At 41.4% G+C, this 13,823-nt stretch carries 13 protein-coding genes; 10 read left to right on the top strand and 3 right to left on the bottom strand.

The window, feature by feature from the left end; translation table 11 throughout:
* Positions 1–324 precede the first annotated feature (324 nt).
* The 4 genes from ubiE to DSM08_RS14255 are packed head-to-tail and all read left to right on the top strand — an operon-like array spanning position 325 to position 2,779.
* Entirely contained in the window at positions 325–1,062 is a 738-nt protein-coding gene (gene ubiE, locus DSM08_RS14240; protein ID WP_149526782.1) for a bifunctional demethylmenaquinone methyltransferase/2-methoxy-6-polyprenyl-1,4-benzoquinol methylase UbiE, read from the top strand.
* Positions 1,063–1,092: 30 nt separating this feature from the next.
* On the top strand, positions 1,093–1,863 hold the full coding sequence (locus DSM08_RS14245; protein ID WP_149526783.1) for an SDR family NAD(P)-dependent oxidoreductase: 771 nt from the start codon (positions 1,093–1,095) through the stop codon (positions 1,861–1,863).
* Between the two features lies 1 nt (position 1,864).
* On the top strand, positions 1,865–2,314 hold the full coding sequence (locus tag DSM08_RS14250; RefSeq protein WP_149526784.1) for a GatB/YqeY domain-containing protein: 450 nt from the start codon (positions 1,865–1,867) through the stop codon (positions 2,312–2,314).
* Positions 2,315–2,329: 15 nt separating this feature from the next.
* Positions 2,330–2,779: a GNAT family N-acetyltransferase gene (locus DSM08_RS14255; protein WP_149526785.1), complete on the top strand. Its 450-nt coding sequence runs from the start codon at positions 2,330–2,332 to the stop codon at positions 2,777–2,779.
* A 511-nt stretch (positions 2,780–3,290) separates the two neighbouring features.
* Here the strand turns inward: DSM08_RS14255 and DSM08_RS14260 are convergent.
* Both DSM08_RS14260 and DSM08_RS14265 read right to left on the bottom strand, forming a co-directional pair.
* A complete protein-coding gene (locus DSM08_RS14260) occupies positions 3,291–4,256 on the bottom strand; it encodes a GNAT family N-acetyltransferase (protein WP_149526786.1) in 966 nt (321 codons plus the stop codon).
* 3 nt (positions 4,257–4,259) lie between these two features.
* Entirely contained in the window at positions 4,260–5,093 is an 834-nt protein-coding gene (locus DSM08_RS14265; protein ID WP_149526787.1) for a 1-acyl-sn-glycerol-3-phosphate acyltransferase, read from the bottom strand.
* 172 nt (positions 5,094–5,265) lie between these two features.
* On the opposite strand from DSM08_RS14265, the gene DSM08_RS14270 reads away from it, so the two are divergent.
* The 6 genes from DSM08_RS14270 (at position 5,266) to DSM08_RS14295 (ending at position 11,893) form a co-directional block, all read left to right on the top strand.
* On the top strand, positions 5,266–5,928 hold the full coding sequence (locus tag DSM08_RS14270; protein WP_149526788.1) for a CBS domain-containing protein: 663 nt from the start codon (positions 5,266–5,268) through the stop codon (positions 5,926–5,928).
* Positions 5,929–5,976: 48 nt separating this feature from the next.
* Complete coding sequence (locus DSM08_RS14275) at positions 5,977–6,870, top strand: NAD kinase (protein WP_317131781.1); 894 nt, start codon at positions 5,977–5,979, stop codon at positions 6,868–6,870.
* Between the two features lie 341 nt (positions 6,871–7,211).
* Entirely contained in the window at positions 7,212–7,949 is a 738-nt protein-coding gene (locus tag DSM08_RS14280) for an isoprenyl transferase (protein WP_149526789.1), read from the top strand.
* 120 nt (positions 7,950–8,069) lie between these two features.
* Positions 8,070–10,643 (top strand): outer membrane protein assembly factor BamA, encoded by a 2,574-nt coding sequence (gene bamA / locus DSM08_RS14285; protein WP_149526790.1) that lies wholly within the window; start codon positions 8,070–8,072, stop codon positions 10,641–10,643.
* Between the two features lie 61 nt (positions 10,644–10,704).
* The gene (locus tag DSM08_RS14290) at positions 10,705–11,238 is read left to right on the top strand and encodes an OmpH family outer membrane protein (RefSeq protein ID WP_149526791.1); all 534 of its coding nucleotides are present in this window, start codon (positions 10,705–10,707) and stop codon (positions 11,236–11,238) included.
* 97 nt (positions 11,239–11,335) lie between these two features.
* Positions 11,336–11,893, top strand: coding sequence for an OmpH family outer membrane protein (locus DSM08_RS14295; RefSeq protein ID WP_149526792.1), 558 nt, complete (start codon positions 11,336–11,338; stop codon positions 11,891–11,893).
* 82 nt (positions 11,894–11,975) lie between these two features.
* Here DSM08_RS14295 and DSM08_RS14300 read toward each other — a convergent pair whose 3' ends face one another.
* Positions 11,976–13,667 (bottom strand): GMC oxidoreductase, encoded by a 1,692-nt coding sequence (locus DSM08_RS14300; RefSeq protein ID WP_149526793.1) that lies wholly within the window; start codon positions 13,665–13,667, stop codon positions 11,976–11,978.
* Positions 13,668–13,823: the final 156 nt, after the last annotated feature.

Consider the following 13,823-nt stretch of genomic DNA (forward strand, 5'->3'; position numbering starts at 1 on the left):
TCCACAAGTTTTAAACAGTCAAAATAGGTGCTCCAACAATCATGCTACTGATTTGAAAACTAAGCCCCTAGTATTCCACATCCGTTGTGGATAATATGTTAATTTACGAAAAATCAAGCTCATTATCAATTAATTAACGAAATGTGGATAACCTACCTCGATGTTAATAAGCTTAACAGCGGAATAACTTCTATCACTATTTTTGGGCCTATTTACACTTCAAATTCAAACTCAAGCAGTTAGGCATTTTGAGGTCTTCTTTCGCTTTAAACTTGTCCTGTAGAAAAAGCAATTTTCTGTTTACTTTGTTGTATCTTTGCACCTATGTCAAACGATGCTTCTACTGTAAAACCTTATAACCCAGAGGGCGGCAAAAAGGAACAAGTTGCCGATATGTTCAACAACATTTCGAAGACTTACGACCTATTGAACCGCTTCATGACGATGGGTATCGATACGATCTGGCGCAAAAAAGCTATCAAGCTATTAAAGCCTCTTCAACCCCAAATGATTCTTGACGTAGCAACGGGAACAGGCGACTTCGCATTGGAGTCGATCCGCATCCTTAATCCAAAGAAAATCATCGGTGTCGATATCTCACAAGGTATGTTAGATGTAGCAGCAGAGAAAGCAAAGAAAAAGGGCGTGGAAAGCCAGTTCGAAGTACGCTTAGGCGACTCCGAGAGTCTTCCGTTTGAAGACAACACTTTTGATGCCGTAACGGTAGCCTTTGGCGTGCGCAACTTTGAAAACCTGGAACAAGGACTTTCCGACATCCGCAGAGTCTTAAAACCAGGCGGTAAAGCGATCATCTTGGAGTTATCCAACCCGACAGCATTTCCTATCAAACAATTGTTCAACTTTTACTTCCATAAAGTTGTTCCAGCAATGGGAAAAGTGATCTCGAAAGACAACCGTGCATATGAATACCTTCCGGAATCTGTAGCGAAGTTCCCCGATGGGCAACGCTTTGCTGCCATTACCGATAAAGTAGGTTTTGCATCTTGCAACGTTCGTCCGCAGACTTTCGGATTCTGCACCATCTATGAATGTAATAAATAGCTAAACGCTTAAAATAAATAAACAAGGCCAATGAGAACAGTATTAATCACAGGGGCCAGCTCCGGAATTGGTGCAGCATGTGCTTTAGAGTTGGCAAAAGACACAAACTATCGCCTCCTACTGTGTGCGCGCCGTGTCGATCGCCTAGAGGAGTTAACTTCCAAAATCAAACAAATCAATCCATCCTGCGAAGTCCATACTTTTAAACTTGACGTTCGCAATGCGGATGAAGTAGAGACCACCCTTTCCAATATTCCTGCGGAATGGAAAAACATCGACGTTCTGATCAATAATGCAGGACTAAGCCAAGGATTAGACCCGATTCAAACCGGTGATATTGGCGATTGGGACCGTATGATCGACACCAACGTCAAAGGCCTTCTCTATGTCACGCGCAATGTCGTACCGATGATGGAAGGCAGCCAACAGGCACATATCATCAACTTGGGCTCTATTGCGGGTAAAGAAGTTTATCCGAATGGAAACGTCTATTGTGCGACAAAACATGCTGTAGATGCCTTAAATAAAGCGATGCGCATCGACTTATTGCCGAAGGGCATTAAAGTTACGGCAATCAATCCCGGCATGGTGGAAACGGAATTCTCCGAAGTTCGATTCCATGGCGATGCTGACCGTGCAAAAGCCGTTTACCAAGGGGTAACACCGTTGAGCGGACAGGACATTGCAGAGATCATTGTCTTTGCATTAAACCGCCCGGCTCATGTCAACATCAATGATTTATTGGTGATGCCAACCGTACAAGCAACAGGAACTATTATAAACAGATCAAATTCAAAATAATATGTCATTAGAAACACAGATCAATCAAGATATTAAAGCGGCAATGATCGCTAAAGACAACGCAAAACTTAGAGGTCTACGCGCTATTAAAGCAGCGATCCTATTAGCAAAAACTGAAAAAGGTGGTGCTGATGAGATGACCGAAGAAACCGAAATCAAAGTATTGCAGAAATTAGTGAAACAACGCAAAGAGTCTGCAGAGATTTATCAACAACAGAACCGCGAAGACTTATACCAAATTGAAGTAGAAGAGCAAGAGGTAATCGAAAGCTACCTACCTAAGCAATTAGATCGCGCGGCAATCGAAGAGGTTATCAAAAGCATCATCGCTGAAACCGGTGCTGCTTCCATCAAAGATATGGGTAAAGTAATGGGCTTAGCCAACCAAAAGCTAGCCGGACAGGCAGACGGTCGCACGATCTCTGAGGTGGTGAAATCATTGCTTAGCTAAAGAAAATTATCATCGATGAATTGGGTAATCAAATCATTTGACGACTTAAGCGCCAAGGAACTCTACCGAATTCTACAGGTCAGGATAGATGTGTTTATGCTCGAGCAAAACTGCCTCTATCCTGAATGTGATGATAAAGACTTAAAATCAAAACACTTGTTCCTCATGGAACAAGACCAATGCGCCGCCTATGCGCGCCTTCTACCTCCCGATGTCTCCTACCCCAACTGCAGCTCCATCGGCCGCGTAGTCGTACATCCCAACTTCCGAAAACAACAACTCGGACAACAACTGATGAAAGAAGCAATTCAATATCAGAAAAACGCCTACCCCAACCACACTATCCGCATCAGCGCACAATTATACCTCCAAGCTTTCTACGAAAACCTCGGTTTCGTCAGAGAAAGCGACGTGTACTTGGAAGATGATATTCCGCACGTGGAAATGGCTTTTGCTAGTAGTTAGTATTTAGTAGTTAGTATCTAGACCTGTGGCGGGTAAAGAGAGTTAGAGCATTGTCTGAACCAGGAAAGGAAGGATTTTAGGATGTTCAGGATCCTGCCAATCTTTTCATCCTTCCTTTCCTGGTTCAAAGACAGTATTTAGTAGTTAGTACTTAGTAGTTAGACCCATGACGTCCGATCCTGCCAATCCTTAAATCCTTCCTTTCCTGGTTCAAAGACAGCACACTCTAATGTCTAAAATCTGATTTCTCACATCTATTCCCGCCATAGGTCTAGATACTAAATACTATCTACTAACAACTAACTACTACCCCAATTATACCCCAATCAAACCCAATTCCAATTGGGTTTGATTGGGGTATAATTGGGGTAATAAAGGGTTATGAAAGGGCTTTAAGCAAAAGAAGGACTTATCATTGTAGGATTCAACCATATTATGGAGCGGCACAAAAAAAATAGCGCAATGATCTTCATCATTGCGCTATTTTTTAGCTCGTTTTATTAAGCGTATGTTATTTTCCTTCTATTTTGCGGCTTCCGAATTCGCGGTCGCGCTCGAAGGTACTCATGTGTCTTTCTTTTTTTGCCGGGTAGATATCATCAAGGATAATCATGATTCCGGTTTCTTCTACTTCTCCGAATTCATTGTTTCTGGCAGTGCCGAAAACACGCATCGTTGGCGACAGGTTCATATAGGTATTGATCAATGGAGGGATGTTCTCTCCAAGCTCTCTCACTTTGGTGTTCAATACTTTATAACCCGCTTTATAGTCTAATCCGTCAAAGATGCCTTCGTGTTTAGAGATATCCGTTTTATAGCCTAGGTAAAGCTCGTCGACAGGTTTTACTAAGTTGTCCTTATCCGGGAAGTAGTAGTTCATGAAGTAAATCAGTAGATCACGTGCTTCTTCATTATACTGCGGATACATCGTCACTTTACCGAAAAGGTATTTCACATCGGGGTTCATCAATACGACAGCACCTAATCCGTCCCATAAGTTGTCTAAGGAAAAAATCCCTTTGCGGTTGTCGATGGCAGGCTGATATTTTGGCTGCACCCATGAGCGCCCTAACTCTAACGTATAAGGCAAGTAATCTTTTACAAACTTATCCGAGAACTCGAAGTAATGAGCGGTTGATAAGTGGAACTCTCCGTTACTATCGATCGCATCAGCACATTTGATAACGCGGTAGCCAGCTATTATTTCTTCATCCTCAGGGTTCCAAGCGATTAACTGATCATAGTTATGTTCGCACGTATCATTTTCATCAATATCTAAAGGCAATCCCGTACCACCTCCAGCACCTCTAAAGGTTATCTCACGCAATCGCCCAATCTCACGCATAATATTGGGTGAGTTATGGTAATTGACTAGATAAACCTCATTATTCCCATTGTTAGTATAGCGCACGAAAGCCTCCTTAGTTAACTCAGCTTTAATCAATGCTCTATCTACTGGTTCAATTATTTCTTGCATAAATTATTTTTTACCTCCGGACATGGCATACACGGTCTCTTTGACTTCCGCTGCCCATTGGCGTTCATTTTTACTGTTATCAAATTGCGAATAAGGAATTCGCTTGCCTATCTTAATGGTGATGTCTTTACCGCGTTGCGAGAATAGCTCGTCAGGTAAATATAACATTTCAATATTAGCTTTTAATCCTACTTTATTCCTAAATCGAGCCAAATTGTAGAAAAAGTTAGAATTTCTTCCATCAATATAGACAGGTACGATGTCTTTTTTATATTTTTTAGCTTTCGAGATGAAGCTTTTCTTCCATTCCAAATCAACGATCTTACCGTTTATCTTCCTGGAAACCAAGCCGGCAGGAAAAACTAAGAGCGCGTGGTCTGATGCGTAAGCATTCTCAATGGCGGCAATACCCGATTTACTCTGTCCGCCTAATTTATTTACGGGCACAAAAAGAGGTTCTAAGTTTCGGACATTCATAAGTATATCATTGACGAGAAATTTGACGTCTTTTCTATACTTTCCGATCGCCTGCATGAAGGCTACACCGTCAAGCCCTCCCAATGGATGGTTTGAAGCGAAGATCACGCTATCTTCTAATGGTATATTCTCTGCACCTTCTAAATGTACTTTAACGTCAAGTTCGTTCAACAAAGAATCTACGAAGTCTAAGCCCATATCATCATGATATGTGGTCATAATGTAATTGATTTCGTCTTCGTGGATGACACGCTCCAAATAGCTGATTAACGGCTTAGGGATCCATTTGGCTAATGTTGGACTTTTCTTATGTATGACTTCCCTGATTTTTATAAACTTCTCTTTCTCTAGTAAGCCCATATAATAACCCCTCTTTTAAAGTAGGGTAAAATTACACAAATAGTTTAAAGTAGCGTAAAACATCTATTTATTTTATCCGAAATTGTATTTTTTACCTACCTTAGCTTAAAGCGTATTTTAAAGAAGAATTAAACCTTTTGGTTTAAATTCTATTTAATATATAAAACGATATATGTTCATTGGCGAAATCATAACAACTCTTTATACCGAACTTAGGCCATCCGACACGGTGGATTTTGCCTTAAACAAGGTTAATGAATTACATTTTCACCAATTACCTGTCGTGAAGGGCAAAGAATACCATGGCCTGCTGACTGAGGAGGATCTGCTTTCGGTAGAAGACGAAAGCGATTTGATTTCCGAAGTTAAAATCACCCTACCTTTCATCTATCTATACGACTATCAGCATATCTACGATGCGCTTCAATATCTGGAGACTTATCAATATGATATTCTACCGGTCCTCAACAAGCAGAATCAATATGTTGGCTGTGTGACACAAACGGACTTATTGCGTGCAATCAATCAGACGATCTCTAACCAGGAGAAAGGTGCGATTATTGTTTTAGAAATGGAAGACCGCGATAATTCACTTACGCATGTTGCGCATATCATCGAATCGGAAAATACGAAGATATTGAATACCGGAGTTCGCCCGATCGAGAACTCGACCAAGGTGGAACTTACCATCAAAGTGAACAAGAACAATATCTCGTCGGTTCTGGCATCGCTTTGGCGACATGATTATGTGGTGAAAGCATCGTTTAATGATGGTACCGATCAGAACGATATTCAAGAACGATACAACCTTTTAATGAACTATTTGAACATATAATTTCGGAGATTTTCCCATCTTTGAAAAAAATAAACGATTACTTATAGCATGAAAGAACTGTCAATAGCGGTGTATGGGCGTGAGTTCAATCAATCGGTCATTGGATACGTTGTGGAACTTTTCACCTATTTACGCGAAAGAAATGTTCAGGTTTATATCTACCACGATTTCCATACCTTCTTAAAAAAGCTGTGCAAAGTAGATTTTAAGTTCAAGAAGTTCAAGACGCACAAGGACTTACCTAAGGACATCTCTTTTATGCTCAGTTTGGGAGGCGATGGTACCATGCTTTCTGCTGCAACCCTCATTGGCGATTCGGGAATTCCAATTGCCGGTATTAACTTCGGACGCTTGGGTTTTCTGGCGAACATTTCGAAGAATAAAATTGAAGAGGCATTAGACCAGATTCTAAACAATCAATATACTGTTCAACCGCGTGCTTTGTTACAAGTGGAAAGCTCCGACGGCACCATAAAAGCCGGAGTTTCCAATGCGCTAAATGATATTACGGTGTTCCGTTACGATTCCTCAGCGATGATTACAGTGCATGCCGTTTTAAATGGCGAACTGTTGAACAGCTATTGGTCCGACGGATTGATCATTGCGACGCCAACAGGATCAACCGCCTACTCATTAAGTTGTGGTGGCCCCATTATCATGCCCGGCAGTGGCAACTTTGTTATCACCCCGGTATCTCCCCATAATTTAAACGTTCGCCCTATTGTTGTTTCGGAAGATATGGAGCTCCGCCTGAACATCGAGAGCCGTACGGAGAAGTATATCGTAAGCTGCGATTCAAAAAGTTATACCCTATCCACAAAGACTAGTTTACTGATTACCAAAGCGCCGTATCATGTTAACCTGATCCGCCTGAAAGACGATCAATATTTTGGCATTTTGCGCGAAAAATTACTTTGGGGCATCGACGTCCGCAACTACTAATTATTAGCTTAACCTGCTTTTAACGTTATTTTAAGTGTTAGGATTGCGGTAAAACCTGTATCTTTACGAAAATTTGTCAGACTTTGAAACCACGAGAGGCTTATACTGTAGAATTTTACAGCACTACCAGCAACTTAGATCACCCAGCATCTGTTCGGGCGCATGTTGTTTTTGCCTCCTCGCTACCTTATCAATCAGACAGCAAAATACCCTCATCTTTATTGATCGCAAATTGTGTTCCCGCTCTTTATGAGAGGGTTACATTTTCGTCGGCAGTATAACATGAGTTCCAGCGGTTCGAAAAGTGCAGAGCTTGAGAATCGTTAAATGTAAATTAAGAAATGGACTATAAAGAAAATATAGACAAATCAAACCTACCCAAGCATATCGCCATCATTATGGATGGTAATGGCCGCTGGGCGAAGGAAAAAGGCGAGCTACGCGTATTTGGTCACCGAAATGGTGTCACTGCGGTACGCGAAGCGCTAGAAGCCGCTGTAGAGATTGGTATTTCGTACCTCACTTTATATGCTTTTTCTACTGAAAATTGGAACAGACCACAATTTGAAGTCGATGCCTTAATGGAATTGCTAGTAGACTCCTTGAATAAAGAGTTACCTACCTTTCAGAAAAACAATATCCGTGTGAACACGATTGGCCGCATGGCAGACCTACCGCCGCATTGCCAAGTAACCTTGCAGAGCACGATAGACCAAACCAAAGATAACACTGGCTGTACACTAACATTAGCTTTAAGTTATGGATCTCGCCAAGAAATCTTAGATGCGACAAAAACAATTGCTCAGAAAGTGCAGTCGGGCGAATTGAGTCTCGAGGATATCAACGAGCCAACGTTCAGCGAAAATCTATATACCAAAGCGATTCCCGACCCGGAGATGATGATTAGAACGAGCGGTGAGCAACGCATCAGCAACTATATGTTGTGGCAACTTGCCTATACCGAGCTCTTTTTTCTGCCTATTATGTGGCCGGAATTCTCTAGGGAACATCTATTTGAATGCATCTACTTGTATCAAAATAGAGAAAGAAGATTTGGGAAAACTAGTGAACAATTATAAGAAATCATTACTTTTGCAACATTTTGATTTTGGCGCTGTTAATGCCATAATTTCGTAATATTTCTTTTAACAAAAATTAACAAGACTTTGCTGTACTTTAGCAGACATAATAAAGAGTAGATGAAGCATAAAATTAAACTTACCTTATTACTGACCATATTCTTATTAAATTTTGCGCATGCGCAGATCCCTGGCAACCGCCCGCTAAATTTAAATAACCGAAACGATATCAGTGCATTAGAACCAAAGAGCTATGTTATCGGCGGGATAGAGGTTAAAGGCGCTCAGTATTTGGATAAGGACGTATTGATTACGATTTCACGCCTTACCGTTGGTGAGTATATTGAGGTTCCGAGTGAACAAACGGCCAACGTTATTAAGTTTTTGATGGATCAAAACTTGTTCGAGGATGTGCAGCTTTATGCTACCAGAATTCAAGACGAAACGATCTTTTTAGAAATCCGCGTTGTTGAGCGCCCGAGATTGACCCGCGTTGATCTTAATGGTTTAAGCAAAAGCCAGACAGAGGAGGTTCGCAAGCGTTTAAATGCAAATACAGGTAAGATTGTAAACGAAAATTTGCTTCAGACAACTAAAAATACGATTGAGAAATTTCTACGTGAGAAATCGTATTTATATCCGGAAATAAAAATCACAACCAAAAAAGACTCTGCGCAAAGCAACAACGAGATTGTTGTAGTCGATGTAGAGCGCAATAAAAAAATTAAAGTTAGAAAAGTTGAATTCGAAGGAAACGAAGAATTCAGCGACAAGCAATTACGCAAGTACTTAAAAGGTGTAAAACCTAGAGCTTGGTTCCGTGTGTTTGGTCCTGGAAAATTCAAGGAAGACAAATACGAAGAGGCTAAGGAAAAGTTGGTTGCTAAGATGCAAGACAAAGGATACCGTGATGCGCAGATCTTAAAGGATAGCGTTTACCGTTATGATAACAATGAGGTCGCTATTGATTTCGACATCTACGAAGGTCCTAAATACTATGTTGGTAATATCGATTGGGCAGGAAACGCGAAATATAAAGACTCGGTTTTAAATATCTTATTAGGTATTCAAAAGGGCGATGTATATAGCGAGGAGAAGTTGAATTCAAAGCTTTCTGGTCCTACTAGAAACTCGGATGATATTGCTGCAATCTACCAGAACGATGGTTATTTAACTTTCAACGTTCAGCCTGTTATCAAACGTATCTACCAAGATACGGTGGATATCGAGATCCAGATGTTTGAGGGTAAACAGTATACAATCAACAATGTAATCCTGAAAGGTAACGACGTAACGAATGACCGTGTTGTTCTTCGTTCGATTTACTCTAAGCCAGGTCAAAAATACTCTCGTGAGTTATTAGTACGTTCCGTTCGTGAAATTTCACAATTAGGGATGTTTGATGAGCAGAAGGTTACTCCTATGCCGACAAACTTGAACTATGAAGAAGGAACGACAGACATCGAGTTTACAGTTGCTGAAAAACCTTCTGACCAGGTGGAACTATCCGGTGGTTATGGTGCAGGGCAAGTAATCGGTACTTTAGGTTTAACATTCAATAACTTCTCGACGAGCAATTTCTTTAAGAAAGAGGCTTGGAAGCCACTTCCACGTGGAGATGGTCAGAAATTAAGTATTCGTGGTCAAACTTCCGGAAAACGCTATCAATCGTATAGCTTCTCTTTCTCGGAGCCGTGGTTAGGTGGTAAGAAACCAATCTATTTTGGGTTGAGTGCTTATATCTCTAACTCGCAATCGCAATACTATAACCCACAAACTGGGCGTTATGAAGGGTATGAAAACAACCCTAAGATTCAAATGCACGGGGTGACAGCAACCTTGGGTAAGCGTTTGCAATGGCCGGATAACTACTTCCAGATCAACAGTTCTTTATCTTACCAACGTTATAAATTGGAGAACTACGGAAACTACTTCTTGTTCTCTAATGGTACTGCAACGAACATCAACTTTACACAAGAGATCAGTAGAAACTCGATTGACGCGCCTATCTACCCTACTTCGGGTTCGCACTTGAAGTTCAGCGTGCAGTTGACTCCTCCTTACTCGGCATGGAATAATATTGACTACGCAACAGCGCCAGATAACGAGAAATACAAATGGACGGAGTATCACAAGTGGAAGTTTGATTCACAATGGTACACGAAGATTGTCGGTAAATTGGTATTGAAAACACAAGCACAGTTTGGTTACTTAGGTACTTACGGCGATAGAACACCAACTTCACCATTTGAGCGTTTCAAATTAGGTGGTGATGGTATGCAAGGATTCGACTTCTTACAGGGTTCAGAGATCATCGCAATGCGTGGATATGCAAACGGTACGGTTATCCCTGCTACGACAGGTAATAATTTGCAGAATATCGCTATCCAGTCTGGTAGCCCGATCTATGCGAAATATCAAATCGAACTACGCCACCCAATCATGTTGAATGAGCAAGCAACCGTATTTGCTTTAGCATTCGCAGAAGCCGGTAATACTTGGAACAAGTTTGATGAAGTAAATCCATTCAAGGTTCGCCGTTCTGTAGGTGTGGGTGCTCGTATCTTCTTACCTATCTTTGGTATGCTAGGTATCGATTATGGTCATGCCTTGGATCCAATTCCGGGATTACCGACATCACAGTGGAAACAAAACTTCACGTTCAGTATCATCCAGAATATGGGAGGATTTTAAGATTAAACTTTTTAGCACAATATTTGTCATAAACAAAGAAATGATTAAAATTTGTACCTCTATGAAACGAATATTAGTAATAGTAGCTATGCTAGCCTTTATGGGCAGTGTATCATATGCGCAGAAATTGGCTTATGTGGATTCGGAATATGTAATGAAGCACATCCCAGAGTATACCAATGCTCAAAAGCAATTGGATAACTTATCCCAACAATGGCAAGCGGAAGTTGACAAGCAATATGCATCGATCGAGACTTTGTATAAAGCTTACCAGAATGATGCTCCTCGTTTGAATGAGGACATGCGCAGACGTCGTGAAGACGAGATTGTGAACAAAGAGAAATCAGTTAAGGAGTTTCAACGCGGTAAATTCGGTATGGACGGTGAGTTATTTCAACAACGTGAGAAGTTGATGAAGCCTATTCAAGACCGTGTTCAGAAAGCGATTCAAGACGTTGCGCGAGCTCAGCAATATGATTTCGTGTTAGACAAACGTAGTGAAACATCCTTCCTTTACGCTAATCCAGCGATGGACAAGAGTAACGAGGTTATTACGAAGTTAGGATTGAAGCCTAATGCATCGTTAGCGAACTAAGATTTTTTATTATTATTGTGTAACTAATTTTTAACTAGATAATTTAAAATAGCAAAAAACCTTATATCTACGTATATAAGACATTAACATGAACAGCATGAAAAATTTATTGAAAAGTGTAGTAGTAGCATCAGGAGTTTTATTGGCGGCAAACACTGCAAGTGCGCAACAAAAAATCGGACATATCAATACTGCAGAAATCGTTCAGTCGACTCCAGAATTTCAAGCGGCAGAAGCACAAATGAAAACCTTAAGCGAAACAAAACAAAAAGAGCTTCAAGGAATGTATGCTGAATACCAAAAGAAACAAAACGACGCAAACGAGAAGTTGAGAAACAGAAGTGAAGCAAATAAAGAGTCTGTAGATGCAGAGGTTCAACAAATCGCTAACTCTATGCGTGAGATGGAAACTCGTATCCAAGATGTTCAACGTGTAGCACAAGAGGACATTGGTAAAAAACAACAAGAGCTTTACGCTCCTATCGAGCAAAAAGTATTCACTGCAATCAATGCAGTAGCTCAAGAAAAAGGTTATGCTTACGTGTTAGACGTTTCTAACGGTGGTATTCCTTACTTCGGTGGTGGCGATGATTTAACAGCGGATATCAAGAAAAAACTAGGTATTTCTGCAACAGCAACTCCAGCTAAGAAATAAGTATAAGATCTTATTGAAAATAAAAAGAGGTCTGTATCAAATTGATGCAGACCTTTTTTTATTTTATTAGGTATGATGTTCTTTAAAGATTGTTTTTCTTCATTTCCTCCATCGCATAATTAGCTGCTCTGGCTGTTAAAGCCATAAAGGTTAGCGAAGGGTTTTGTGTTCCGGTGGATGTCATCGATGCACCGTCCGTTACGAAGACATTCTTACATAGATGCATCTGGTTCCATTTATTGAGGATGGAGGTTTTTGGATCATTGCCCATCCTTGCTCCTCCCATTTCGTGAATATCTAGACCCGGATTCTGCTGACTGTTGTTCTTATAGATATTCTTGGCTCCAATGTATTCTAACATCTCAGCGGCTTGATTATGGAAGTCCTCCATGCTCTTCTGGTCATTGTCGTCATATTGAACAGAGGTGATAAGTTGCGGCATGCCAAACTTATCCTTTTTGTCTTCACTTAGACGGACGTGATTGCTCTCTTTGGGGATGGTCTCTCCTTGCATCATCATGCCGATCCCCCATCCGCCAACTTCCGTTAAACTATCTTTGAAATCTGCGCCTACCTGCATTTCCGACGGCACCCCGCGGCGGCGATAGGCCGAGAAGAAGGAGGCATATCCGCGCAGAAAGTCTGTTTCTTGTTTTTTGACATTCCGGAAATTAGGAATGATGGGCTGCGTTGGCCTACGCCCGTAGTAATATTGGTCTTCAAAGCCTTCGATACTCCCGCCTACGCTTCCTAGATAGTTGTGGAAGGCAATGTATTTCCCTAAGACGCCGCTATCATTGCCCAAACCGTTCGGGAAACGAGCAGACTTGGAGTTCAACAGGATGAGATTGCTCGCCAGTGCGGACGCATTCAGGAAGATTACCTTGGCTTTGTATTCGGTCGTTTCGAGGGTTTCTGCGTCGATGACACGCACGCCGGAGGCCTTCTGACTGTTCTCATCAAAAAGGATGGATTCAACGATGGCATTGGGCTTTAAGGTTAGATTTCCTGTTTTCTGCGCCCAAGGTAGCGTGGAAGCATTCGAGCTAAAGTATCCTCCAAATGGACAGCCTCGTTGACACATCGTCCGGTTTTGGCATTGCGTCCTCCCCTGTTGAATATGTATAGGCTGAGGCGAAGAAATATGCGCACAGCGTCCAGAAATAACCTGTCGGTCTGGGTATTTCGTAGGGATTTTCTGCTGAATCATTCTTTCGACAGCGTTCAGGTCGAAAGCTGGGAGAAATTCGCCATCGGGCATAGCAGCATTGCCATCGCGATTGCCGGAGACGCCGATAAACTTCTCGACATAGCTATACCAAGGGGCAATATCTTTATAGCGTATTGGCCAATCGACGGCAAAGCCATCACGCGCCGGTCCTTCGAAATCAAAATCACTCCAACGCTGTACTTGTCGCGCCCAGGTCAATGACTTGCCGCCAACCTGATAGCCCCGAATCCAGTCGAATGGGTGTTCTTGTATATATTCTTGATCTTTGTCTTTGGTGAAGAAATGCATAGCATCCTCGCGGAAGGCATAGCATTTTGAAGCAATGGGGTTTTCCTGACGGACAGCATTACTGAGGGCATTATGATGTTTGAATTGCCAATAATCTGTATAGGCAGTCGGGTAATCTTTGATGTGCTTCACGTCTCTACCTCGCTCCAGAACCAGCGTTTTGAATCCTTTTTCGCAGAATTCCTTCGCCGCCCACCCTCCGGAAATACCCGAGCCAATGACAATTACATCAAACTGATTTGTTTCAGACTTCATTATGTTTTTCGATAGATTGAGAATGGAATGATTCCATTCATTGATTTTGGTTGTATGCTGCAATTTACAAAAGACTACGCAAATAAGTTAGGTTTTTGTACGATTGAATTAATAATGTTATTTTGTAAAACTAGATACGATAGACATCTATGCCTT

The organism is Sphingobacterium hotanense (assembly GCF_008274825.1).
GTDB lineage: Bacteria > Bacteroidota > Bacteroidia > Sphingobacteriales > Sphingobacteriaceae > Sphingobacterium > Sphingobacterium hotanense.